Below are 22265 nucleotides of genomic sequence, written 5' to 3'. Positions count from 1 at the left end.
TCCCGGTCGCTCGGCCCGGTCGCGGTGGGGTCGGGCCGGGATGACAGGCGAGTCGACTCGACAACAGAGGGTGTAACGGCACGGGAAGGCCGTCAATCCCTTGTGCACGGGGAAAACAGGGGGAAATCTCAGGGAGGAGTGGGAACTTCACAGGAGCGTTCGCGATGTGCGGAGGTTCGGATGGCGGTGGCGTGGCTCGGGATCGACCTCGGTACCCAAGGGGTGCGGGCACTGCTCGTGACGGCCGACGGCACGGTCCTCGGCAGCGGTGCCGCACCCCTGGTGCGCGGGCGGCGGGACGGGATGCGGCACGAGCAGGACCCGGGGGAGTGGTGGGACGCGGTGTGCGCGGCCTGCCGGAAGGCGCTCGGCGGGGCCCGTGCGGAGGTGGCCGGGCTCGCGGTGTGCGGGACCTCCGGGACCGTGCTGCTCACGGACGACACGGGACGCCCGGCCGGGCCCGCGCTCATGTACGACGACGGGCGCGCGTCCGCCGATGCGGGCCGGCTGCGCTCGGCGGGCCTCGCCGTGCAGGACAGCTGGGCCCTGCCGAAGGCGCGCTGGCTCGTCGGCCGGTACGGCGCCGGACGGATCGCGCACCAGCCGGACGTGATCACCGCACGGCTTACCGGCGAGCGTGTCCCGGCCGATTCCAGCCACGCCCTGAAGACCGCGTACGACGTGGAGCGCGAACGCTGGCCCGACCTCACCGGGCTCCCGGCCGGCGCCCTCCCGGACGTCGTACCGCCCGGCACCCGGCTCGGCGAGGTCTGCGCGGCCGCCGCCGCCGCCACCGGCATCCCCGCCGGCACCCCGGTCGTCGCGGGCATGACCGACGGCTGCGCGGCCCAGATCGCCGCGGGCGCGCTGCGCGAGGGCGCGTGGAACTCGGTGCTCGGCACGACACTGGTGCTCAAGGGCGCGGCCGCCGAGCCGGTCCGGGATCCGGCCGGTGTGGTCTACAACCACCGTGCCCCGGACGGCACCTGGCTGCCCGGGGGCGCCTCCAGCGTCGGTGCCGGCGTCCTCACCGCCCGCTTCCCGGCCGCCGATCCGGCCGCCCTGGACGGCCGCGCGGCCGCGTACGAGCCCTCGGGTGCCGTCGCCTACCCGCTGGTCTCACCCGGCGAACGCTTCCCCTTCCGCGCCCCGCAGGCCACCGCGCTCCTGCTCGGCGACCCGGAGTCGGACGCCGACCTGTGGGCGGCCCTCCTGCAGGGCGTGGCCTTCGCCGAACGCCTCTGCCTGGACTACCTCCACCACCTCGGCGCCCGCGTGGACGGCCCCCTCGCCTTCACCGGCGGCGCGGCCCGCAGCGCCTACTGGACCCAGTTGCGCGCGGACGTCCTGGGCCGCCCGGTCCGCGTCCCCGAGCGGCCGGAACCCGCTCTGGGCATGGCGGCCCTGGCCGCGTACGGCACCGGAGCGGGAGACCGCCTCGCCGCCGTCGCCGAGGCGATGGCCCGCGTGGGGACGACGGTCGAGCCGCGCCCCGGCCGCACGGCGCGGTTCGCCGAGCCGTACGCACGGCTGGTGGGGGAGCTGGAGCTGCGCGGGTGGCTGCCCAGGGAGGTGGCGGCGCACGCTCTGGACCGGCTGGACCGGTGATCACGTGGGCATCGACTTCGGGAACGGTACGCCCGGCCTGAGGAAGAACAGGCCGGCGATGGCACCGGACTTGTCGAAGCTCACGCGGAACTCGCCGTCGCTCTTCGCCATGCGCAGGGGCACGCTCACCACGGTGAACCGGCCGGACTTGACGTCCTTGGGTTTCCGGTGCGACTTGTAGTGCCCGAATTCGTCCTGGTAGTGCGTCCACGAGTCCTTCAGGCCCTCCGGCGGCAGGTGCTTGCGCATGTCCGCGTCGAAGTGGGCGGTGGCGGCCTTGTAGTCGCCCTTGACGATGTCGTCGAGCGCCTTCAGGGCGATCGTGTCGTGCTGGGTCGCGGCCTGTGCGGAACCGGCGGCCGGCAACGGCGCGGATGCGGCCAGGGCGAGCCTGGCCGCTGCCCGGAGCAGTCGCCGTTCGCCGCCGCGTGCGATGTCTTTGTCGGACATGCGTTCATCGTGCGCCACTCGCCCGCCCCTCGCATGCCGGACGGTCACGACCAGGGCTTTCGGCCCGCGGCGAGCCCGCGGGGATACTGCTGCCCATGACCCCCGCCACCCTGCTCCTCGCCCGCCACGGACAGACCGTGTGGCATGCCGAGAACCGGTATGCCGGAGTCAGCGACGTCGCGCTCACCGACACCGGGTACGCCCAGGCCGAGGCGCTGGGAAGGTGGGCCGCCGCGCATCCGGTGGACGCCGTCTGGACCTCGCCGCTGTCCCGGGCGATCGCCACGGCCGACCCCGCCTGCCGGGCCCTGGGGCTCACCCCGCACCGGGAACCCGACCTGCGGGAGTGCGACTTCGGGGTGGTGGAGGGCCGTACGCTCGCCGAGTTCGCGGCGGAGGACCCGGAGGCGGCGGACGCGTTCCGCGCCGACCCGGTGGCACACCCCTTCCCCGGCGCCGAGGACCCCCGCGCGGCGGCCGGGCGCGGGAGTGCCGCCCTGCGCCGCGTCGCCGCCGCCCACCCCGGCGGGCGGGTCCTGGTCGTCGCCCACAACACCCTGCTGCGGCTGGTGCTGTGCTCACTGCTCGGCGTTCCGCTCGGCGAATACCGCCGCGTCTTCCCGCAGTTGCGCAACGCGGCGGTGAGCGAGATCCGGGTCGACGGCGAGCACACCGCGCTGCTCTCGCTGAACGTGCCCTGCGCAGCGGCGGATCACGCTCCGGGACGGGGAGCTCGCAGGTGCTGACGCCGGGCCAGCTCCTCGTCGTCGACCAGGGTGAGCATGGGCTGACCCGGCTCGCACAGCATGGTGACGAGGAAACGGCTCCAGGAATCCGTCCGGTTGTTCCCGTCCTGGTAGTGGATGACATCACCGCCGGGTTCCCAGAACGTCTCGCCGGCCTTGATCACCCGCTCCGGCTCGCCCTCCGGCTCGAAGAGCATCTCGCCCTCCAGCACATAGCCGAAGGCAGGTCCCGAGTGCCGGTGCGGAGGGGTGCCGGGATCGCCGGGCGGGAACTCGACGAGAGCGGTCATCACCTCCGCCCCGTGCGGGATGGACGGTGGCTTCGCCGACTGCAGCACGGTGAGCGCCGTCTTCCATGCTTCCGAGCGGGGCCGGCGTTCGGCGCCGCCTGCCGCTGGATCGCCGTTCGACATGGTTGGCCTCCAGGATCGGGTCAGTAGGGGGATCGCGGGGCCCGCAGATGGGCCCGCTCCTTCAGCTCCTCTTCGACCAGCGTGTACATGGGCCGGCCCCAGGCGCACATCATGACCATCCGGGAGCCGGGCCCGGCGCAGGGCAACGGAAAGGCCCCCGCGTGTGGTACGCGGGGGCCTTCTCGGCGTCGGGGTGTCAGCGCTTGGCGCGGACCCGCTGCCAGAGGTAGCCCACGGCCGCCAGGAACAGGGTCATCCCGCCGGTGGAGCAGAGCTGGACGCGGGTGTCCGGCTCGCGGGCCATCAGGACGAAGATCGCGACCATGCCGGCCAGCGCGACCCAGGTCAGCCACGGGAACGCCCACATGCGCACGACCAGCTTCTCGGGGGCCTCGCGCTCGATACGGCGGCGCAGCAGCAGCTGGGAGACCGCGATGAAGATCCAGACGACCAGGATGACCGCGCCGATCATGTTCAGCAGCCACGGGAAGACGTCGTTCGGGCGCCAGTAGCTGAGCAGCACGCACACGAAGCCGAAGAAGCAGGAGGTGAGGACCGCGATCCGGGGGACCCCGCCGGACAGCTTGACCAGCGCCTTCGGGCCCTGGCCGCGCTCGACCAGGGAGTAGGCGATGCGTGAGGAGCCGTAGATGTTGGCGTTCATCGCGGACAGCAGGGCGACCAGCACGACCACGTTCATCAGCCGGCCCGCGCCGGGGATGCCGAGGTGGTCGAGCGTGGCGACGTACGGGCCCTTCTCCAGAACCTCGCTGGAGTTCCAGGGGACCAGGGTGACGACGACCGCCATCGAGCCGATGTAGAACAGGGCGATGCGCCACATGGCCGTGCGGACGGCGGACGCCACGCCCTTGACCGGGTTCTCGGACTCGGCGGCCGCGATGGTGACCGTCTCCAGGCCGCCGTAGGCGAAGACCGAGGCGAGCAGGCCGACCAGCAGGCCCTGGTTGCCGTGCGGCATGAAGTCGCCGAGGTTGTCCGCGCCGGGGGAGTGGGTGCCGGGGAGCACACCGGCGATGGCCAGCACGCCGAGGATCAGGAACAGGCTGATCGCGCCGACCTTCAGCGCGGCGAACCAGAACTCGAACTCGCCGAAGTTCTTCACGGCGGCCAGGTTCGCCCCGCAGAACACCACCATGAACAGGGCCACCCACATCCACTGCGGGGTGCCCGGCAGCCAGCCCTGGACGATGTGCGCGGCACCGATGCCCTCCAGGCCGACGGCCGTGCACAGCAGCACCCAGAAGGACCAGCCGGCGGCGAAGCCCGCCCAGGGGCCGATCGCCCGCTCGGCGTGCGCGGAGAAGGAGCCCGAGGACGGGTAGGCGGCCGACATCTCGCCCAGCATCCGCATCACCAGCATCACCAGCAGTCCGGAGAGCGCGTAGGCGATGACGATGGACGGACCGGCGGCGGCGATGCCCGCGCCGGAGCCGACGAACAGACCCGCGCCGATCACCCCGCCCAGGGCGATCATCGACAGATGGCGCTGCTTGAGGCCGTGGGAGAGGGAAGCACCGCCCTCCTGGTGCTGTGGCGGTGTCCCGGTGGTCGTGCTGGTGGGCATGGGTGCGGCTCTCCCGTGCAATGGGCGGGCAAAAACGCCGCCAGTCTGGGCGGCCCGTCCGCTCAGACGACGGGGCCGCCCAGTATCCGGACACCCTCTGTGCGGAGGGTGAGGATCCGGTTACGCCGCCGCGAGGACCGGCGTGTAGTGCGAGGCGTCGCCCTCGATCGAGTAGCTCTCCTTGCCCTCGATGCCGACCGGGACGTCACCGGCGACGGTCACCCGGTGCAGCCGGCGCGGCCGTCCGTCGTAGTTGTCGATGGCGTAGTGCTGGGTGATCCGGTTGTCGAAGAGGACGAGTTCGTTCTCCGCCCAGCGGTGGCGCAGGATGTTCTCCGGACGGGTGACGTACGCCTGGAGCAGGTCGAGGATCTTGCGGGACTCGCCGACCGACAGGCCCACGATCCGCTGCGCGAACCCGCCGACGAACAGCCCGCGCTCTCCGGTCAGGGGGTGGACCCGGACCACCGGGTGGGCGGTGCGGTACGTGATGGAGGTGAACTGGGCGCGCTGTGCGGCCTTCTCCTCGTCGACCTCCTCGTCCGGCACGGCGTAGTCGTAGTCGTTGGTGTGCTCGGCCCACAGGGTGTCGGCGAGGCGGCGCAGCGGCTCGGGCAGGTCCCGGTAGGCGGCGGCCGCGTTGGCGATCAGAGTCTCGCCGCCGTACGGCGGGACGGTGATCGAGCGCAGGGTGCTGGCCTGCGGCGGGTTCAGGACGAAGGTGACGTCGGTGTGCCAGTGGTTGGCGCGGCCCCGCTCGCTGTCCACGGGCAGCACGTTCGGGGCGCCGTCGACCGCGCCGACCGTCGGGTGCGCGGTAGTCAGATCACCGAAGTGGCGGGCGAAGGCCTGCTGGCCGGCATCGTCCAGACCGCCCGCCTCGAAGACGAGAGCCTTGTGGACGTTCAGGGCCTCGCGGATCGCGGCGACCTCTTCCGGGGCGAGGGGCCTGGTGATGTCGACGCCGGAGACACGGGCGCCGATGCGTGCGGTGACCTTGGTGATGTCGAGGGACATGTGCGGGTCCTTTCAGACGAGGGCTGCGGTGTGCTGGTTGGCGGGGCGGGGAAGGCCGTAGCGCTCCCGGAGGGTCCGGCGTGGCCGTACTCCTCGCGGAACAGGCCGGGGGTGGTCGATGGTCAGGTCGAGGCCGATGCGGCCCTGGTCCAGGACGAGGAGCCGGTCGGCGGGCACGGTCGCCTCGTCCCTCGGGTGCCTGGGGCGCGGCAGCGGGCGGGGCTGGTGGCGGGTGTGGGGGGTGTGGGGGGTCATCGGTGGTTCTCCGTGACGCCCAGTGCGGTCAGTAGTCGGGCGCGGTGTTCGCTCAGGACCGGTTCGCGGTGGGAGCGCGGGTGGGGGTGGTCGATGGTCAGGTCGAGGCCGATGCGGCCCTGGTCCAGGACGAGGACCCGGTCGGCGAGCACGATCGCCTCGTCCACGTCGTGGGTGACCAGCAGCACCGACGGCCGGTGGCGTTGCCACAGGTCGCGCAGCAGGTTGTGCATCCTGATGCGGGTCAGTGCGTCCAGCGCTCCGAACGGCTCGTCGGCGAGCAGGAGTTCGGGCTCGCGTACCAGGGAGCGGGCGAGCGCGGCCCGCTGGGCCTCGCCGCCGGACAGTTCGCCCGGCCAGGCACGCTCGCGGCCCTTCAGACCGACCTCTTCCAGCGCGGCCCGACCGCGCTCCTCGGCGTCCCTGCCATCCGTGCCGAGCAGGACGTTGTCCAGTACCCGGCGCCACGGCAGCAGCCGGGAGTCCTGGAAGACGACCGAGACCCGCTCCGGGGCGGTGAGCTGTCCGCCGCCCGCGACCTCGTGGTCGAGTCCGGCGATGGCCCGCAGCAAGGTGCTCTTGCCCGAGCCGCTGTGCCCGAGCAGGGCCGTGAACTGGCCGGCGGGCAGGTCGAGGTCGATGCCGTCGAGGACCGTACGGCCCTGGAACGACCGGGTCAGGCCGCGCAGCCGCACGGCGGGGCGGGTCAGCTGCTCAGTGTGCGGCGCCACGACAGCACCCTCCGTTCGACGAGACGGACCACGCTGTCGGAGACCAGGCCGAAGACGCCGTAGATCAGCAGGCCGACCAGGATGACGTCGGTCTGGCCGTAGTTCTGCGCCTGGAACATCATGTAGCCGAGGCCGCTGGTGGCGTTGATCTGCTCCAGCACCACCAGGGCCAGCCACGAACTCGTCACACCGAGCCGGAGTCCCACGAAGAATCCGGGCAGTGCGCCGGGGAGCACCACCTGGCGGACGAAGGTGAGCCGCGACAGGCCCTGTACCTCGGCGAGTTCGACATACCGGCCGTCGATGCCGGACAGCGCGGCATGCGTGTTCAGATAGATCGGTATGTAGACGACGATCGCGATGATGGCGACCTTGAAGGTCTCCCCGATGCCCAGCCAGAGGATGAACAACGGGATCAGGCCGAGGGTCGGGATCGCCCGGTTGAACTGCACGGTCCCGTCGATCAGCGCCTCCCCGGCCCGGCTGAGCCCGGCGGCGAGCGCGAGCAGCACGCCCGCGGCCAGACCGATCGCGAAGCCGTACCCGGCCCGCCGCAGCGAGGTCAGGACGTCGGTGGGCAGGGTGCCGTCCGTCCACAGATGACCGGCCGTCCGCACGACCGTCCACGGCGCGGGAATGGCACCCGTGTCGAGCGCTCCGGCGGCGGACGCGGCGGTCCACAGGGCGAGGAGCACGAGCGGGCCGATCAGCCGGGCGGCGGGCAGCCGGCGGCCGGGGGAGAGGCGCCTCGGCCTGCGGACCTGGGGAACCTTCCCGGCCCCCGGCGCCGCGACGGCGGTCGTCGTCGTGGTCACGGCGGTCATTTCCGGTACTCCTCGGGTACGGCCTTGGCGGCGATCGACTCGAAGCGGTGGTCGAAGAGCGAGGAGACGTCGAACTTCTTCACGAACCCGCCCTCGGCGAGCAGGTCGGCCGTCTCCTGTTCCCATGTGATCGCCTCGTCCCACCCGGGCGGGAACAGCGGCTTGTTGGCGAGCCGGGCGATGCCCCGCGCCTGCTCCAGGGTCAGGTTCTGCGTCTTGACGTAGAACTCCTCGTTCCACACGTCCGGGTGCTCGTACTGCCACACCTGGCCCCGGGCCCACTGCGGGATGTAGGCGGCGATCGCGGCGGCCTTCGCGGGGTCGTTCAGCACGGACTGCGGCGCCCACAGCAGGTTGAGCAGGTCGACGACATCGGTGGGGATGGTGCGGGCGCCTTTCGCCTCGTACTGCTTCAGATACGCGGGCGCCTGGTTGTTGGCGAGCGGGGCCACGTCGACCTGCCCGGACTGCAGGGCGGTGAGGAACTGGTTGCTGGTCAGCGGGACCAGCTTCACCTCGTCGTACGCGAGGCCCGCCTTCTTCAGCGCCCGTAGCAGGACGACGCCCTGGGCCTGGCCCTGGGAGAAGGCGAGCCGCTTGCCCTTGAAGTCGTCGACGGTGTGGACGTCGCTGCCGGGCTTGGTCGCGAAGAGGTAGTTGGGCTTGCGGGTGAGGTCGATCGCCACGATCTTCGCGTCGAAGCCCTGGTAGTGCGCCTGGATGGGCGGGATGCCCGCGTTGTTGGCGAGGTCCAGGGACCCCGCGCGGAAGGCGTTGATGACGTCCGGACCCGCCCCGATGTTCAGCCAGCTCGACACGGTGAACGGCAGCCTGGGCAGCTTCGCCAGCCGGAACTGCAACTGCTGCTGGCCCTGGTAGGAGGCGATCTTCAGGCTGGTGCCCGCCGGGACCTTGTCCGTGAGCGGCTTGGCCGCGGCGCCGGCGGTGTCGGCCGAGGCAGCCCCCTTGGCGCAGCCGGCCAGGCCCGTCACGGCGGCGGACGCGCCCAGCAGGGAGGTGAGAAAGAGACGACGGTGCATGGGAGGCTCTCCAGACGAAAAAAGCGGAGAAAGGCAGACGGAATTCCGGGTGGGGAAATACCGGAGAAGAAAGAACTCACGCAGACGGAAACACGCGCTTCATGCGCGGCAACGTGTCAGCAACAGAGGGTGCGACAGCTCGTGAGCGGGTTCATGACCAGCATGTTCCCGGCCACGAACACTCCCTGTCAACATTCCGAGTTTCTGAATTAAATAGCCTCAGCTGACACGCCCAGCGGATCACGGAACACTACGTCGAGGGCCACCGAACCGCCCGCCACCGCCAGCACCGAATCCGGGAAACTCGTCGGTTCCACCGCCGTGGACCGGTCCTTTCCGGCCGCTTCCCTGAGCGCGCTCAGGCAGTCCTCGAAGTGGATGACACCCACCTCGGTCACCACGACCGTCTCCGGATTGAGCACGTCCAGCAGCAGCCCGGCCGCCCGCCCGGTCGTCCGGGACCGCTCGACGAGCAGCCGCCGGGCCACCGCGTCCCCGGCCGCCGCCGCGGCCACCACCCGCATCGGGTCGGCCGCACCGGTCACCCCCGCGACCCTGGCCCGCCGGCACAACGTCCGCTCGCTCAGCTCGGCCTGGAGGCAGCCGGTACGGCCGCACGGGCAGGGCTCGGTGCCGCCCGGCACCGGCAGATGCGCGATCGCCCCGGCCGCCGAACGCGGTCCGTGGTGCACCTCGTCATGGGTGGCGAAAGCCGCGTCGACCACATTGCCCACGAACAGATGCAGCACGCTCGCGCTGCCCCGGGCCCGCCCGAACAGCCGCTCCCCGTTCACCAACGCCCGCGCGTGCCCGTCCACATGGACCGGCAGCCCGGTGCGGGCGCCGAGCAGCTCCCGCACCGGCACCTCGCGCCAGCCCAGCAGCTCGTGCTCGACCACGCTGCCGGTCTCCCGGTCCACCCAGCCGCCGACGGCCACCCCGACCCCCAGCGGCCGGCGGCCCGGCGCCCCGGCGAGCAGCCCGGCGAGTCCCTCGGCGGCCCGCGCCAGTACCCAGCCGGGATCGGTCCGTTCGTGCTTCAGCTCACGCCGGGCCACCACCCGGCCGCGCAGATCCAGCAGAGCGACCGTCGTGTACGGCACGGCCACGTGCACCCCGCCGACCAGGAACCCCGTGTCGTCCAGGTCGACGGGGACGTGCGGCCGGCCGACCCCGCCCGAGCGGCGCGGCTGTGCGGACTCCCGGATCAGCCCGAGGTCGGCGAGCCGGGCACAGTGCTCGGTCACCGACGCGGGCGACAGCCCGGTGAGCCGGGCGATGGTGCTGCGCGCCACCGGCCCGTGCTCCAGCACGGACCGCAGCACGACACTGGCGCTGGTGCGCCGCCGGTCGCTGTCGGCGGCACGCGGAACGGGCGAGACAAGGGTGGATACCGCGGTACGGGGCATGGAGGACCGTCCTCGGGAAACGGGGCCGACACGTCTCGGAACTCCGCGAGCAGAGGCGTGCCGGGTGGTCCGCCCCTACCCCGGGCGGCGACAGGTGGCCGTGCCCTGGCGTCGCAGGTCGACATAGCGACGCGAGGTGAAGTTCCGGGCCTGGGCAACCATGGCTGGAAGAGTAGGGCAGGAAAGGTGAATCCGACCAGATGACCAGGATTCATTTGGTGAGACCCCACAGTCCCCTCGGAATCCCGCCGAGTGAGCCACGCGTCCCCGCCTCAGTGACCAGTGTCACGCCCTGATCGGTGTAGCCCGCACTCTTTGTTCGAAGCCCACCAAGCTGTCGTTCCGCCCTTTGTCGAGCGCTGACGGTGATCGGCCCGAGGCGGCTGGGATAGCGTCACGGTGTCCCAGCATGTCCCCGTCACCCGCGGAGTCCCCATGAGCACCGCCACCGCCACCGCTCGCCCCGGAGCAGTCCTCGCCGACCTGCTCCCCGCGTCCCGCGTCCGCGACGCGGCCCTCGTCGCCGGCGGTGCCGTGCTCACCGGACTCGCGGCCCAGGTGGCCGTCCCGGTGCCCGGCTCCCCGGTGCCGGTGACCGGCCAGACCTTCGCCGCGCTGCTCGTCGGCACCGCGCTCGGCGCCCGCCGCGGCTTCCTCTCCCTCGCCCTGTACGCGCTCGCCGGTGTCGCGGGCATGCCGTGGTTCGCGGGCGGCACCTCCGGCGCTGCCTCGGTCTCCTTCGGCTACATCCTCGGCATGCTGCTCGCCTCGGCTGCCGTCGGCGCCCTGGCCCGGCGCGGCGCCGACCGCTCGCCGCTGCGCATGGCGGGCACGATGCTCCTCGGCGAGGCGATCATCTACGCCGTCGGCGTGCCGTACCTCGCCGTCGCGGCCCACCTCTCCCTCTCCCAGGCCGTCGCGCTCGGCCTCACCCCGTTCCTGATCGGCGACGCCCTCAAGGCCGCCCTGGCGATGGGCGCCCTGCCCACCGCGTGGAAGTTCGCGAACAAGCGCTAGACGCCGTAGTTCCTGCGGAAGAGGTTCGCCGGGTCGTAGGTCTCCTTGACCCGGGCGAGCCTCTTTCGCGTTCCGGGGCCGTACAGGCCGGTGTTCCGGTCCCCGGCGCCGAAGGCGAAGTTGAGGGACCGTCCCAGGGTGTCCTCGGCCGGCAGCGCGAACGCCGGGTCGAGCACGGCCCGGGCCCGCTCCCGCTCCCCGACCGTCAACAGCCGCACCAGGAACCGCCCGTCGCGGTAGGGCACCGCGTTCGGCGCCGGCCGGGCGAGCGCGCCGCCCAGGTGATTGACCTGCACGACGCACATCGGGCCCGCCTCCGGCCCGGTCGCCCGCAGCAGCTCGCCGGCCCGCTCCACGTCCAGCTCCCGCAGCACCGCGCCGTCGCCGTAGTAGGCGTGCGGGAAGTCCGGGTCACTGTGGATGGTGTGGCTCTCGGCGTACGGCATCTCGCGCAGGGAATCCGCGAGCACCGGCCCGGTCTCTCGCAGCGGGGCGACGATCCGCTCGCCGTCGGCGCCGGTGTGGGCGACGCGGACCGAGACGACGTACCTGCCGCGCGGGTGCGGGGGCAGCGCGGGCAGGTCCGGATACGGTACGGCGGCGAAGGACGAGGTCAGCCCGTCGGGCACGGTCCGCGTCCAGGCCTCGTACGCCCGCAGCGCGGCCGCCGGGTCCACCGCGCCCGTCGAAGGCGAGCGAGCCGCCGTACAGCGTCCGCACCGGTACGAGCCCGATCTCCAGCTCGGTCACGATCCCCAGGTTCTGCCCGGCGCCGAGCAGCGCCCAGTACAGCTCGGGGTCGGAGGCGGCGGTGACGTGCCGCAGCTCCCCGTCGGCCGTGACGAGCTCCAGCCACCGCACATGGTCGGCCGCGTAGCCGAACTCGCGGCGGGGATCCCCAGTCCGGCGCCCAGGGTGTACGACACCGCGCCCACGCTGGGTGCCGACCCTCCCCCACTGCCTAAAGGGTGGGAGGTGCCCCCAGCGGCGCCAGCCCGTACGGCTCGGCGGCCGCGACCACCTGCCCCCAGCGCGCCCCGGCCTGCACCCGGACGGTGCGGGCCCCGGGATCGACCGCGACCCCGTCCATCCGCCGGGTGCCGACGAGCAGCCCGCCCTCGTAGCCGCCGGGCAGCCCGTGCCCGGTCGCCTGCACCCCGACGGGCAGGCCCTCGGCGGCCGCGTACCGTACGGCGGCCACCACGTCGGCCGCCGAGCGGGCGGGCACCACGGCGGCGGGCCGCTGGGCGAAACCGAGCTGAAAACCGGCGATTTCGTCGCCGTAACCGGCGTCGCCGGGGCGCAGGAGGGTCAGGTCCAGGGCGTCGTCCACAGAGGTCATGGCATGCAGCATGGCCGCATAACCTGACAGGTGCCGTCAGGTTATGCGGCCATGTTCATCGGCCGGGCCGGTGGCCTCAGCCGGTGGTGACCTTCTCGGCCGCCTCGACGGCGGCGGGGGCCGTCGCGGCACGGCGGGACTCGATCTGCTGCTTCACCACGGCGATCACCACCACGACCGCCGCCACCGCGACCGACAGCAGCACGGTCTTGCGCCCGCTGCTCGCGCCCTCGGTGTCGGTGAGCATGTAACCCAGGACGAACACGATCAGCGCGGCCGTGGCCCAGGTGAGATACGGGTACAGCCACATCTTCACGACGAGCTTCTCCGGGGCCTCCCGCTGGATGATCCTGCGCATCCGCAGCTGCGAGAAGCAGATGACCAGCCACACGAACAGGGCCACCGCACCGCTGGAGTTGAGCAGGAAGAGGAAGACGGAGTCCGGGTACTTGTAGTTGAAGAAGACCGCCACGAAGCCGAACACGACCGACGACAGGATCGCCGCCATCGGCACGCCCCGGGAGGTGGTGCGGGCGAACGTCTTCGGGGCGTCACCGCGCTGGCCGAGGGAGAAGGCCATGCGGGAGGCCGTGTACAGGCCGGAGTTGAGGCAGGACAGCACCGAGGTCAGGATGATGACGTTCATGATCTGACCGGCGTTGGGGATGCCGAGCGAGTTCAGCGCGGCGACGTAGGAGCCCTGCTCGGCGATGGACGGGTCGTTCCACGGCACCAGCGAGACCACGATGAGGATCGAGCCGAGGTAGAAGACGCCGATACGCCAGATGATGCTGTTGGTGGACTTGGTGACCGCACGCTGCGGGTCCTCCGACTCGCCGGCCGCCAGGGTGGCGATCTCGCTGCCCATGAACGAGAAGACGACCAGCAGGACACCGGTGAGGATCGAGCCGGGCCCGTGCGGCAGGAAGCCGCCGTGATCCGTGAGGTTGCCGAAGGAGGCCTTGTCCGTGTGCACGCCCGGCAGCACGCCGAAGACGGCCAGCACACCGATGGCGATGAACGCGGCGATCGCCACGACCTTGATGCCGGCGAACCAGAACTCGAACTCGCCGTAGGAGCCGACGGAGACCAGGTTGGTCGCGGTGAGCACGGTCATCACGATGAGCGCCCAGCCCCACTGCGGTACGCCCGGCACCCAGCCCGAGAGGATCTTGGCGCCGGCGGTGGCCTCGACGGCCAGCACGACGACCCAGAAGAACCAGTAGAGCCAGCCGATGGAGAACCCGGCCCAGCGGCCGAGCGCACGGTCGGCGTGCGCAGAGAAGGAGCCGGAGGTGGGGTTCGCGGCGGACATCTCGCCGAGCATGCGCATCACGAGCACGACGAGGGTGCCGACGAGGGCGTAGGACAGGAGGATGCCCGGTCCCGCGGAGGCGATGCCGGAGCTGGAGCCGACGAAGAGGCCGGCTCCGATGACACCACCGATCGCGATCATCGTCAGGTGGCGGTTCTTGAGTCCTGCTTGGAGGCCCGAACCAGGGGTCATTGGACGGATTTCCTTTGCGCCAGGAGGAGCAGCTCGTATGAGCGGTGTACGAGTCGGTCCAGTGAATCCGAGGCGAACGAATTCGGGAACCTCTGAATCCGTATCGTTACTTGAGGTTCCCTTGAGGTTCTATGGTCCCGGTCACATTTTCCGAGGCCTGGCAGGGGTTCCTGAGGGCCCGGCAAGGTGCCGCCACCCGAGGCTGCTGCCCGCAATGGGGCGTGTCACACTCATGGCATGCGCGTGTATCTCGGCTCCGACCATGCTGGCTACGAACTCAAGAACCACCTCGTCGAGTGGCTCAAGGCGGCGGGTCACGAGCCCGTCGACTGCGGGCCGCACATCTACGACGCCCAGGACGACTACCCGCCCTTCTGCCTCCGGGCCGCCGAGCGGACGGCCGCGGACGACGACGCCCTCGGCATCGTGATCGGCGGCTCCGGCAACGGTGAGCAGATCGCCGCGAACAAGGTGAAGGGCGTGCGGGCGGCGCTGGCCTGGAGCGAGGAGACCGCGGCGCTGGGGCGGCAGCACAACAACGCCAACGTGGTGGCCGTGGGTGCGCGCATGCACAGCACGGAGGAGGCGACGAAGTTCGTCGAGGTCTTCCTCAACACGCCGTTCTCCGGTGACGAGCGTCACATCCGGCGGATCGACATGCTGTCGGACTACGAGACGACGGGCGACCTGCCGCCGATCCCGGCACACCACCCGCAGGACAGCCAGGCGTAGGGCACCCCTGGGCTCCGCCCCGAGGGCGCGCTCTCGGGGCCACTGCTCGCGAAGGAAAGGACATCCCCGCCGTGCCGGAAGGGCACACCATCCATCGGCTGGCCCAGGACTACGCCGAGCGCTTCCAAGGCACGGCGCCCCGCGTCACCAGCCCCCAGGGCAAGTTCTCCGACGCCGCCGCCCTCCTGGACCGCTCCGAACTGACGGCCACCGAAGCCCACGGCAAGCACCTCTTCCTCCGCTTCCGGGACACCGACTGGGTCCACATCCACCTCGGCCTCTTCGGCAAGGTCGGCTTCGGCGACACCCCCGCACCCCCGCCGGCCGACACCGTCCGGCTCCGGCTCGCGAACGACACGGCGTACGGGGACCTCCGCGGCCCCACCACCTGCGCGCTGATCACCGACCCCGAGAAGCGGGCCGTACACGCCCGCCTCGGCCCCGACCCGCTCCGCGAGGACGCCGATCCGCAGGTGGCGTACCGCAGGATCTCCCGCAGCCGTACGACGGTCGCCGCGCTGCTCATGGACCAGAAGACCGTCGCCGGCGTCGGCAACGTCTACCGCGCCGAGGTGCTGTTCCGGCACGGCATCGACCCCTACCGCGAGGGCAGGGACATCAGCCGCGCCGAGTGGGAGGCGATATGGGCCGACCTCGTCGAGCTGATGCACGAAGGAGTCCGGAACAACCGGATCGACACCGTCCGGGCCGAGCACACCCCGGAGGCCATGGGCCGGCCACCGCGCGTGGACGACCACGGCGGCGAGGTGTACGTCTACCGCCGCGCCACCCTGCCCTGCCACATCTGCGGCACCGGGATCCGCACCGCCGACCTCGCCGCCCGCAACCTCTTCTGGTGCCCCACCTGTCAGCAGCGGTGACCGGGCACTAGAAGCCGTGCGGCAGCCACGGGGCCACCGGTGAGCCGAACGCCACCGACGCCTCCGTCAGTGCCCCCGGCCGCAGTTCCCGTACCCGCCCGGCCGCCGCGAGCGACAGCAGTGTCACGCCGCCGAGATAGGACGCGCCCAACTCCCGCACGGACAGGGAGAGATCGGCGGCGTCGGCCGTACGCTCGCAGGACGCGCCCTTCGGGTCCCCGGTCAGGCGCCAGCGCCCCGCGTTCCACGGGCAGAAGGCGTCCTCCACCTCCAGCACGACGTCCACGGATGCCTGATACGTGCGCGCCGACAGTGCCGCACCCACGTCGACGAGACGCACGTACGCATCGTCCTTCAGGCGCGGCCGGCAGCGGCGGGGGTCCGAGACCAGGTACCGCCAGGCGTCGTCGAGCGGTCGCGATCGCACCGACAGCGTGGTCATCAGGTCGATGCCGAACAGGAACCGCCACAGCGCCGCCTCGGTGACGGGATCGAGCGCGGCCAGGTCCTTCAGCTGCACCGTGCCGTCGTGTCCGCTCTCACCCCAGCCGATCTTGGTGCTGAAGCGGACGTATCCCGTGACCTCGCCGTCCCGTTCGGCGACCGCGCACTGCAGCGCCGACGCCCCGCCCCGCTCGCTCTCGGGGTCGAGGAGACCGAGCCGCTCCCAGCCGGGCCGCCGGGCCAGCATCCCGGGCCGCAGCGGCACCAGCGCCGCGTAGACCGCCTCGCAGGCGCCGAGGACGTCCGCGGGCGCCGCGTAGCGCAGGCGTACGTCGTCCACGCCGGGCGGCAGGGACAGCGTCACCCGGCTCGTGTCGATCTCGGCGGCCGTACGGAAGGTGGCCGCGGCGTACCCGAAGCGGCCGTAGATCGCGGGCTCGGACGCGGTCAGCACCGCCACCGGCTCGCCCAGCGCCCGTACGTCGTCCAATTGCCGGCGCATCATCGAGGTCAGCACCCCGCGCCGCCGGTGGGTGGCCGCCACGCTCACCATGGTCACGCCGGCCGCAGGGACCGCGGCCCCGCCCGGCACGGTCATCCGGAAGCTGAACGCCCCCGTCGTACCGACGATCGTGTCCCCGTCCCATGCGGCCAGGGAACGGTCGAACTCGGTGAGGGACTTGTCCAGTTCCCGTTCCTCGGGCGGTGCCGCCGAGGCGCCGAAGGCGCGGTACAGGACGTCGTACCACCGGTCCCAGTCGGACTCGCGCAGCACCCTCAACTCGGTTTCCCGGTCAGTCCCCATGAACCATGCGTACCAGGGCGTCGCGGGACGAGCCAGCGAATTTCCCCCGGACGGCGGCGCGATGGCCCCGCGTGCCGTTCACTGTGAGGACGAACCGAGGACAGACGACGACGAACCGCGAAGTCGAGCCTCGCACGAGGGACAAGTGGGACCTCCCGTGCCAAGCAGCCGGTCCGATGGATAGGGTCGCGAACTAATGGCAGCAGGACGAGAGCGGCGCGCGAAGGCCGAGACGTTCACGGCCCGGTGCAAGATGCAGTGGCACCGGGCCCGCACCGGCCTGCGCAGAAGCGCCGTGGACTACTTCCGCGGCGACGGCTCCGACTGGATCGCGTTCGCCGGACTGCTGATCACCATCCCCGTCCTCATGGCCATGACCCTGGTCGACTCGGTCTGGTGCTCCCCGGCCACCCTGGTGCTGCCGATCATCGCCGGCGGCCTGCTGCTGCGCCCGGCGAGCCTGCTCGGCCTGTACGCGACGGGGGCCACCGCGCTGATCGTGGAGTCGGTACGGCTCGGCCCGTACACCGAGGGCCCGTCCCGGGTCACTCCGGGCGTGGTGCTAGTGGTGGCCGCCTGCGGTTTCTTCGGGCTGCTCACCGCGCAGTTCCGCAGCCGGGTCGGGGTGCCCTGGCGGCGCGGCGGCACCATGCTGTTCGACCTGCGCGAGCGGATCCGGGTGCAGAGCAAGCTGCCGAAGCTGCCGCAGGGCTGGCACCACGAGATGGCGCTGCGGCCGGCCGGCGGGCAGTCCTTCTCCGGGGACTTCGTGGTCGCGGCCCGTACCAACGGCGGCCGCACGCTGGAGGTCGTCCTCACGGACGTGTCCGGCAAGGGCATGGACGCGGGGTCGCGCGCCCTGCTGCTGTCCGGCGCCTTCGGGGGCCTGCTGGGCTCCCTCCCCCCGCACGCCTTCCTCCCCGCCGCGAACGGCTACCTCCTCCGCCAGGACTGGGACGAGGGCTTCGCCACCTCCATCCATCTCGTGCTGGACCTCGACTCCGGCGACTACGAGCTGTACTCGGCCGGCCATCCGCCGGGGCTGCAGCTCAGCGCGGGCAGCGGACGCTGGGAGGAGAAGGCCGCCGAGGGGCCGCTGCTGGGTGTGTACGACGGCGCGCAGTTCGACTCCGTGAAGGGCTCGCTGCGGCCCGGGGACGTGTTGATGCTGTTCACGGACGGTTTGGTGGAAACCTCCGACCGCGACATCGTCGAGGGCATCGACCGGCTCACCGGCGAGGCCGACCGCTATGTCGCCGGCGGCTTCCACGGGGCCGCCTGGCACCTCATCGAGGCGGTCGCGAAGGACGTCAACGACGACCGGGCCCTGCTGCTGATCTGCCGTCGGCCGACCCCGCTGACCCGCTGACCCGCCGATCCGCCGACGGATCCGGGGCGGTGGGATTCCGGCCGTCGGCCGGTCGGCTTTTGGACCCCGACCGCTCGCGCGGCCCCCGCGCCGCGAGACACTGGGCCGATGACTCAGCTCACGCTCGCCGAGGTCGAGGCCCTCGCCCGTGCCGCCCACGAGGGCCAGACCGACAAGGCGGGACGGCCGTACGCCGAACATCTCGCCGCCGTCGCCTCCGGTGTGCGGGCCCGGGGCGGGGACGCGGAACAGATCGCGGCGGCCTGGCTGCACGACTCCGTCGAGGACGACGCGCTCACGCGTGAGTGGCTGGAACAGGCGGCCCTGAGCGCCCGTACCAAGGCCATCGTGGACGCCCTCACCAAACGGCCGGCGGAGGACCCGGAGGCGTACGCGGGGCGGATCCTCGCTACGGACGGCGCGCGGCTGGTGAAGGAGGCCGACCTGGCGCACAACGCCGACCCGGAGCGGCTGGCGGTCCTGGACGAGCCGACCCGGAGACGACTGACCGAGAAGTACGCCCGGATGCGCGCGCTTCTCGGTCTGGGGGAGCAGCCGGGGTCCTAGGCGCCGACCTTCTCGCGCTCGCGTTCCCTGCGCTGCCGTTCGCGGGCGAGTTCCGCCGCGTCCTGCTTGAATGCCCACTCCATCCTCGGCTCCATCGCGAACCGGAAGACCCGCTGCACGGGCTTGGTGCACAGCACGGTGACGGCGGCGCCGAAGGCCAGGGTCACCAGGATCTCGCCGAGCGGGCGGTGCAGCCACGGGTGGTCGAACCAGCCGCGGTAGTCGGCGAGCTTCACCAGGAAGCCGTGCAGCAGATAGCCATACAGGGTGCCCGCGCCGAGCGCCGTGAACCACATCCTCCGGCGCGGCACCCAGGCGAAGAAGCAGGCCGTCAGCAGCAGCGAGCAGCCCATCATCGCGAGCGTCATCACGGGCCCGCTCCACCAGGGCGCGCCCAGTTCCTGCGCGGAGTCCCGGTGGTAGAACCACGCGGTGTTCATGCGCGGCACCGCCCACCAGCCGACGGCCAGCGCGGCGGCGAACACCGGCACCGCGGCGATCCGCACCGAGCGGCGGCGCACCAGCTGGAAGTGCTCGGGCTTCATGCACAGGCCGAGCACGAAGTACGGCAGGAACTGCAGGACGCGCTGCAGATCGAGGTCGTCACCGATGTTCGGGGTGACGGACGCCAGCATCGCGATGCCGAGGGCGACCGCGAACGGCGAGCGCACGAGCTTCCAGATGGGCGTCGTCAGCCGCCAGATGAACAGCGCGACCAGGAACCAGGTCAGGTACCAGGGATCGAGGAGGCTGATCTCCTCGTGCGAGCCCGTGACCAGGTTCTTGAACGTCGGATACGCGCTCTCGAACAGGACGTACGGCACGACGACACCGGTGATCAGCCGCTTCAGCCGGTCCGGGCGCATGTCGAAACTGCGCGAGAAGAAGCCGGAGATGATGATGAACGCCGGCATGTGGAAGGAGTACACGACCGTGTACACGCCCTCCAGGATCCGGCTGTCGCCCTTCAGCGGCTCCCACGAGTGACCCATCGCGACGAGCACGATCGCCAGGTACTTGGCGTTGTCGAAGAACGAGTCGCGCTGCTTGCCGCCGTGCTGTGCGCCGCCGTGCTGTGCGCCGCCGTGCTGTGCGCCGTCGTGCTGTTTGCCGGGTCTGTCCGCCTTCGTCTGCCGCGCCCGCGCACTCAGCGGGGTACGCGGACTGGGCACTCCGTCCGCCGGCGACTGTGCCGGGGGGAGTGGCCTGCGGTTCTGGCCGGAGGAGGAGGCGGCGTCAAACATCTCAGGCACCCTAGCGTCGTCTGTGGGATTTCGTAAAACCCCCGCAGTCATTCCTGGTTAACGTCTTCGGGTACCCGCCGATTTACAGAACTTGCCATCTCTGTCTACGTGATGGTGCGCACACAGGGGCCGTCAACTCACCCTCGATGTCCCGATTCATCCCGACTAAATGGGGCATACGGCGTCTCTGTGTCATCAATTCGAATTACCTGCGCACAGGATGTGTGGAGGCGGAAACGAAGTCGCGTAATTCCCGGGGGAGTCATGTGCGGGCGGGTCGCTCGAATTACCCTGCGGCGGATCGTCCGCGCCGGCCGGATGTCCGACGTTGTGTCACGGGCCGCATGGGCGGGCCGGGTTGGTGGCACGATGGTTCTGGCGGGGGTGCGCGGGGCGTACCCCCGGGCCGGGAGAGCGGACCGACCGAGGGTGTGATCAGTTGTGGCCATTTCACTGTCTGTGGTGCTGCTGTTGGCGATCATCCTTGTAGTGCTGCTGCGAGGGGGGAGCATCAAGGCGGGCCCCGCGATCGTCGCGGTCCTGTTCGGTTTCTTCCTCGCCTCGACCGGCATGGCCCCGTCCATCGACCGCTTCCTGAACTCGATAGCGGACTCCATCAGCTCGATCAATTTCTGACCGGAGCGGGGCCGGCGGACCGGAACGCGCTGAACAGCTTCAGACGCTGAACAACTTCACACAACGGGGGACGTACGGGGACGGCGCTGCGCGAAACGGACCCGGCGGATATCGGCGGCTACGGTCCGCCTCCGGCCGCCGTCCCGCGGTCCAGCCGCGAGGTGCGGCGCCGCCGCACAGACGACACTGGTCGCGGAGGGGTCCAAGGGCGGGGTCCACCTGCTCGGCGCGGCGCACCGACATCTGTGTCTCCTCACGGGCCCTGACGACGGTACGGCCGGCCAGGTACGCGGCCCCCTGTACCGCACCCTCGCCTTCTCCAGCGGCAGCGTCCGTGCCGTCGCCCCGTCCACCGCATGCGAGCCGTGGGAGGGCAACTCCAGCGCCGAGCCGCCCGGCCCGCCCACCGCCTCCGCCACCCGGCCGCCCTCGACCTGAGCAACCGGCCGGGTCGGCCGCCGCGGCCTCGTCCCGCACCGGCAGTTCCCCGCCGGAGGGCAGCCCGGCGGGGAACTGCCGACGGCGGTGACGACGGTCGCCGTCCACACGTGCCGGTAGGCCGGGATGCTCAGCGGACGGGTGTCCGCCGCCCAGCGGCGCCCGCCGCCGTCACCCACGACGGTGTCACATGCGATCGATCGGGGTTGAAGGACGGTCTGGAAGGCATCGCGCGGACCGGCGGACGCCGTCCATCGGGTCCGGACGGAGCCCGCGCCGGCCGCGGACTTTGCGGTCCTGCAACGGTGGACGCGCTAGGACACGCGCGCTCCCAAGGGGGTTCTCAAGGACGTCGCTGGCCAAGGACGCAGAACTCGTTGCCTTCGGGGTCCGCCATCACGACCCACGACTGCTCACCCTGCCCGATGTCAACACGCTTCGCGCCGAGAGCCTCGAGGCGAGCCACCTCGGCGGCCTGGTCGTCGGGCCGGAAGTCGAGATGCAGCCGGCTCTTGGCCGTCTTGGCCTCGTCGAGCCGGACGAAGTCCAGCCCCGGCAGGCGGTCCGGCTCCGGGCGGATCTCGAACTCGTCGTCCGAGGAGTGGACCACGACCCAGCCGAGGGCCGTAGCCCACCACTGCCCCAGGGTCACCGGATCCGCCGAGTGAACGATTACCTGTTCCCATTCCAAGGTCATCCGCCGAGTCTAGGCATGCCGGGGCGGAAACGATCTCGGAAACGATCAGGGCCAGGCGGAGGACTAACCCTCTGACCTGGCCCTGAGTCGTATGGAGCGGGCGACGGGAATCGAACCCGCGTAGCTAGTTTGGAAGACTAGGGCTCTACCATTGAGCTACGCCCGCAACAGTGCGCCGCAGGTCGGTGACCGCGGCACTGCAGGCATCGTAGCGGGTCGCCCGCCGTGGAGGCCAACGAGTTGATCCCCGGAGCCCGCGCGCGCCGCCTAGGAGAATGCGGCCGACGCAACCGGCCGGGGCATGTACCCTACGTGTCGCACCAGACGGGGTGTGGCGCAGCTTGGTAGCGCGTCCGCTTTGGGAGCGGAAGGCCGTGGGTTCAAATCCCGCCACCCCGACCACCTGCCCACGCACCTGCTCACGACGTCGTGATGATCGCCTTTTGGGGCGCTGACCGGCTGCGGTTACTATGCAAGCTGCGCGCCCGTGTGTCCCGGCCCACTCGGC

The 22265-nt window shown here is 71.4% G+C and carries 21 protein-coding genes, 2 tRNA genes and 1 pseudogene; 9 read left to right on the top strand and 15 right to left on the bottom strand.

The features are described from left to right. Positions 1 to 180: 180 nt before the first annotated feature. Entirely contained in the window at positions 181 to 1608 is a 1428-nt protein-coding gene (locus ACQPXS_RS18085; protein WP_433450352.1) for an FGGY-family carbohydrate kinase, read from the top strand. Here the strand turns inward: ACQPXS_RS18085 and ACQPXS_RS18080 are convergent, their stop codons facing one another. Continuing rightward, on the bottom strand, positions 1609 to 2058 hold the full coding sequence (locus ACQPXS_RS18080; RefSeq protein ID WP_433450350.1) for a DUF3887 domain-containing protein: 450 nt from the start codon (positions 2056 to 2058) through the stop codon (positions 1609 to 1611). Positions 2059 to 2153: 95 nt separating this feature from the next. Between ACQPXS_RS18080 and ACQPXS_RS18075 the strand changes: the two genes are divergently transcribed. Further along, the gene (locus tag ACQPXS_RS18075; RefSeq protein WP_433450349.1) at positions 2154 to 2804 is read left to right on the top strand and encodes a histidine phosphatase family protein; all 651 of its coding nucleotides are present in this window, start codon (positions 2154 to 2156) and stop codon (positions 2802 to 2804) included. On the opposite strand, the gene ACQPXS_RS18070 is transcribed toward ACQPXS_RS18075, so the two are convergent. The 8 genes from ACQPXS_RS18070 to ACQPXS_RS18035 all read right to left on the bottom strand — a co-directional run bounded on the left by ACQPXS_RS18070 (position 2771) and on the right by ACQPXS_RS18035 (position 10078). Beyond that, positions 2771 to 3217: a cupin domain-containing protein gene (locus tag ACQPXS_RS18070; RefSeq protein WP_433450347.1), complete on the bottom strand. Its 447-nt coding sequence runs from the start codon at positions 3215 to 3217 to the stop codon at positions 2771 to 2773. The two genes, ACQPXS_RS18075 and ACQPXS_RS18070, sit on opposite strands and share 34 nt — an antisense overlap. A 196-nt stretch (positions 3218 to 3413) precedes the next feature. Further along, on the bottom strand, positions 3414 to 4802 hold the full coding sequence (locus tag ACQPXS_RS18065; RefSeq protein WP_433450345.1) for an amino acid permease: 1389 nt from the start codon (positions 4800 to 4802) through the stop codon (positions 3414 to 3416). Positions 4803 to 4922: 120 nt separating this feature from the next. Further along, positions 4923 to 5819 (bottom strand): TauD/TfdA dioxygenase family protein, encoded by an 897-nt coding sequence (locus tag ACQPXS_RS18060; protein ID WP_433450344.1) that lies wholly within the window; start codon positions 5817 to 5819, stop codon positions 4923 to 4925. Positions 5820 to 5831: 12 nt separating this feature from the next. Further along, a complete protein-coding gene (locus ACQPXS_RS18055) occupies positions 5832 to 6074 on the bottom strand; it encodes a hypothetical protein (protein WP_433450343.1) in 243 nt (80 codons plus the stop codon). After that, complete coding sequence (locus ACQPXS_RS18050; protein ID WP_351797704.1) at positions 6071 to 6805, bottom strand: ABC transporter ATP-binding protein; 735 nt, start codon at positions 6803 to 6805, stop codon at positions 6071 to 6073. Before ACQPXS_RS18050 ends, ACQPXS_RS18055 begins: the two co-directional genes overlap by 4 nt. Further along, the gene (locus ACQPXS_RS18045; protein ID WP_433450342.1) at positions 6781 to 7629 is read right to left on the bottom strand and encodes an ABC transporter permease; all 849 of its coding nucleotides are present in this window, start codon (positions 7627 to 7629) and stop codon (positions 6781 to 6783) included. The genes ACQPXS_RS18050 and ACQPXS_RS18045 overlap by 25 nt, the downstream gene beginning before the upstream one ends. Continuing rightward, positions 7626 to 8669: an ABC transporter substrate-binding protein gene (locus ACQPXS_RS18040; RefSeq protein WP_433450341.1), complete on the bottom strand. Its 1044-nt coding sequence runs from the start codon at positions 8667 to 8669 to the stop codon at positions 7626 to 7628. The genes ACQPXS_RS18045 and ACQPXS_RS18040 overlap by 4 nt, the downstream gene beginning before the upstream one ends. A gap of 209 nt (positions 8670 to 8878) precedes the next feature. Then, complete coding sequence (locus tag ACQPXS_RS18035) at positions 8879 to 10078, bottom strand: ROK family protein (RefSeq protein ID WP_433450339.1); 1200 nt, start codon at positions 10076 to 10078, stop codon at positions 8879 to 8881. Positions 10079 to 10513: 435 nt separating this feature from the next. Here ACQPXS_RS18035 and ACQPXS_RS18030 point away from each other — a divergent pair, with 435 nt between their 5' ends. Continuing rightward, complete coding sequence (locus ACQPXS_RS18030) at positions 10514 to 11095, top strand: biotin transporter BioY (protein WP_433450338.1); 582 nt, start codon at positions 10514 to 10516, stop codon at positions 11093 to 11095. On the opposite strand, the pseudogene ACQPXS_RS18025 reads toward ACQPXS_RS18030, so the two are convergent. Both ACQPXS_RS18025 and ACQPXS_RS18020 read right to left on the bottom strand, forming a co-directional pair. Beyond that, positions 11092 to 12437: pseudogene (locus ACQPXS_RS18025) on the bottom strand (FAD-binding oxidoreductase). The gene ACQPXS_RS18030 and the pseudogene ACQPXS_RS18025 overlap by 4 nt on opposite strands. 76 nt (positions 12438 to 12513) lie before the next feature. Beyond that, positions 12514 to 13944, bottom strand: coding sequence for an amino acid permease (locus ACQPXS_RS18020; protein WP_433450336.1), 1431 nt, complete (start codon positions 13942 to 13944; stop codon positions 12514 to 12516). Between the two features lie 237 nt (positions 13945 to 14181). Between ACQPXS_RS18020 and ACQPXS_RS18015 the strand changes: the two genes are divergently transcribed. Both ACQPXS_RS18015 and ACQPXS_RS18010 read left to right on the top strand, forming a co-directional pair. Then, a complete protein-coding gene (locus ACQPXS_RS18015) occupies positions 14182 to 14676 on the top strand; it encodes a ribose-5-phosphate isomerase (protein WP_433450335.1) in 495 nt (164 codons plus the stop codon). A 71-nt stretch (positions 14677 to 14747) separates the two neighbouring features. After that, positions 14748 to 15557: an Fpg/Nei family DNA glycosylase gene (locus ACQPXS_RS18010; protein WP_433450334.1), complete on the top strand. Its 810-nt coding sequence runs from the start codon at positions 14748 to 14750 to the stop codon at positions 15555 to 15557. 7 nt (positions 15558 to 15564) lie between these two features. On the opposite strand, the gene ACQPXS_RS18005 is transcribed toward ACQPXS_RS18010, so the two are convergent. Continuing rightward, positions 15565 to 16806, bottom strand: a complete 1242-nt coding sequence (locus ACQPXS_RS18005) for a GNAT family N-acetyltransferase (protein WP_433450333.1) — start codon at positions 16804 to 16806, stop codon at positions 15565 to 15567. Positions 16807 to 17002: 196 nt separating this feature from the next. On the opposite strand from ACQPXS_RS18005, the gene ACQPXS_RS18000 reads away from it, so the two are divergent. Together ACQPXS_RS18000 and ACQPXS_RS17995 are read left to right on the top strand one after the other, a co-directional pair. Next, a complete protein-coding gene (locus tag ACQPXS_RS18000; RefSeq protein ID WP_433450331.1) occupies positions 17003 to 18175 on the top strand; it encodes a PP2C family protein-serine/threonine phosphatase in 1173 nt (390 codons plus the stop codon). A gap of 108 nt (positions 18176 to 18283) precedes the next feature. Continuing rightward, the gene (locus ACQPXS_RS17995; RefSeq protein WP_433450329.1) at positions 18284 to 18742 is read left to right on the top strand and encodes an HD domain-containing protein; all 459 of its coding nucleotides are present in this window, start codon (positions 18284 to 18286) and stop codon (positions 18740 to 18742) included. Here the strand turns inward: ACQPXS_RS17995 and ACQPXS_RS17990 are convergent. Continuing rightward, complete coding sequence (locus ACQPXS_RS17990) at positions 18739 to 19986, bottom strand: acyltransferase family protein (RefSeq protein ID WP_433450328.1); 1248 nt, start codon at positions 19984 to 19986, stop codon at positions 18739 to 18741. The two genes, ACQPXS_RS17995 and ACQPXS_RS17990, sit on opposite strands and share 4 nt — an antisense overlap. Before the next feature lie 441 nt (positions 19987 to 20427). Between ACQPXS_RS17990 and ACQPXS_RS17985 the strand changes: the two genes are divergently transcribed. Beyond that, entirely contained in the window at positions 20428 to 20622 is a 195-nt protein-coding gene (locus ACQPXS_RS17985; protein WP_433450327.1) for a hypothetical protein, read from the top strand. A 781-nt stretch (positions 20623 to 21403) separates the two neighbouring features. Here the strand turns inward: ACQPXS_RS17985 and ACQPXS_RS17980 are convergent. Continuing rightward, positions 21404 to 21757 (bottom strand): VOC family protein, encoded by a 354-nt coding sequence (locus tag ACQPXS_RS17980; RefSeq protein ID WP_433450326.1) that lies wholly within the window; start codon positions 21755 to 21757, stop codon positions 21404 to 21406. 92 nt (positions 21758 to 21849) lie between these two features. Then, positions 21850 to 21923 (bottom strand) — tRNA-Gly (locus ACQPXS_RS17975). A gap of 159 nt (positions 21924 to 22082) precedes the next feature. Here ACQPXS_RS17975 and ACQPXS_RS17970 point away from each other — a divergent pair. Then, a tRNA-Pro gene (locus ACQPXS_RS17970) sits at positions 22083 to 22159 on the top strand. Positions 22160 to 22265 lie beyond the last annotated feature (106 nt).

Origin of the sequence: Streptomyces sp. CA-142005 (genome assembly GCF_050942335.1) — a bacterium.
In the GTDB taxonomy this organism is placed as follows: Bacteria; Actinomycetota; Actinomycetes; order Streptomycetales; family Streptomycetaceae; genus Streptomyces.
Note: the sequence above shows the minus strand (reverse complement) of the source record. Positions and strands in the feature narration are given on the sequence as shown.

Excerpts from the sequence above, each read along its gene's own strand:
- ACQPXS_RS18085 (WP_433450352.1), top strand. The coding sequence starts at position 181 with ATGGCGGTGGCGTGGCTCGGGATCGACCTCGGTACCCAAGGGGTGCGG.
- ACQPXS_RS18080 (WP_433450350.1), bottom strand. The coding sequence starts at position 2,058 with ATGTCCGACAAAGACATCGCACGCGGCGGCGAACGGCGACTGCTCCGG.
- ACQPXS_RS18075 (WP_433450349.1), top strand. The coding sequence starts at position 2,154 with ATGACCCCCGCCACCCTGCTCCTCGCCCGCCACGGACAGACCGTGTGG.
- ACQPXS_RS18070 (WP_433450347.1), bottom strand. The coding sequence starts at position 3,217 with ATGTCGAACGGCGATCCAGCGGCAGGCGGCGCCGAACGCCGGCCCCGC.
- ACQPXS_RS18065 (WP_433450345.1), bottom strand. The coding sequence starts at position 4,802 with ATGCCCACCAGCACGACCACCGGGACACCGCCACAGCACCAGGAGGGC.
- ACQPXS_RS18060 (WP_433450344.1), bottom strand. The coding sequence starts at position 5,819 with ATGTCCCTCGACATCACCAAGGTCACCGCACGCATCGGCGCCCGTGTC.
- ACQPXS_RS18055 (WP_433450343.1), bottom strand. The coding sequence starts at position 6,074 with ATGACCCCCCACACCCCCCACACCCGCCACCAGCCCCGCCCGCTGCCG.
- ACQPXS_RS18045 (WP_433450342.1), bottom strand. The coding sequence starts at position 7,629 with ATGACCGCCGTGACCACGACGACGACCGCCGTCGCGGCGCCGGGGGCC.
- ACQPXS_RS18040 (WP_433450341.1), bottom strand. The coding sequence starts at position 8,669 with ATGCACCGTCGTCTCTTTCTCACCTCCCTGCTGGGCGCGTCCGCCGCC.
- ACQPXS_RS18035 (WP_433450339.1), bottom strand. The coding sequence starts at position 10,078 with ATGCCCCGTACCGCGGTATCCACCCTTGTCTCGCCCGTTCCGCGTGCC.
- ACQPXS_RS18030 (WP_433450338.1), top strand. The coding sequence starts at position 10,514 with ATGAGCACCGCCACCGCCACCGCTCGCCCCGGAGCAGTCCTCGCCGAC.
- ACQPXS_RS18020 (WP_433450336.1), bottom strand. The coding sequence starts at position 13,944 with ATGACCCCTGGTTCGGGCCTCCAAGCAGGACTCAAGAACCGCCACCTG.
- ACQPXS_RS18015 (WP_433450335.1), top strand. The coding sequence starts at position 14,182 with ATGCGCGTGTATCTCGGCTCCGACCATGCTGGCTACGAACTCAAGAAC.
- ACQPXS_RS18005 (WP_433450333.1), bottom strand. The coding sequence starts at position 16,806 with ATGGGGACTGACCGGGAAACCGAGTTGAGGGTGCTGCGCGAGTCCGAC.
- ACQPXS_RS18000 (WP_433450331.1), top strand. The coding sequence starts at position 17,003 with ATGGCAGCAGGACGAGAGCGGCGCGCGAAGGCCGAGACGTTCACGGCC.
- ACQPXS_RS17995 (WP_433450329.1), top strand. The coding sequence starts at position 18,284 with ATGACTCAGCTCACGCTCGCCGAGGTCGAGGCCCTCGCCCGTGCCGCC.
- ACQPXS_RS17990 (WP_433450328.1), bottom strand. The coding sequence starts at position 19,986 with ATGTTTGACGCCGCCTCCTCCTCCGGCCAGAACCGCAGGCCACTCCCC.
- ACQPXS_RS17980 (WP_433450326.1), bottom strand. The coding sequence starts at position 21,757 with ATGACCTTGGAATGGGAACAGGTAATCGTTCACTCGGCGGATCCGGTG.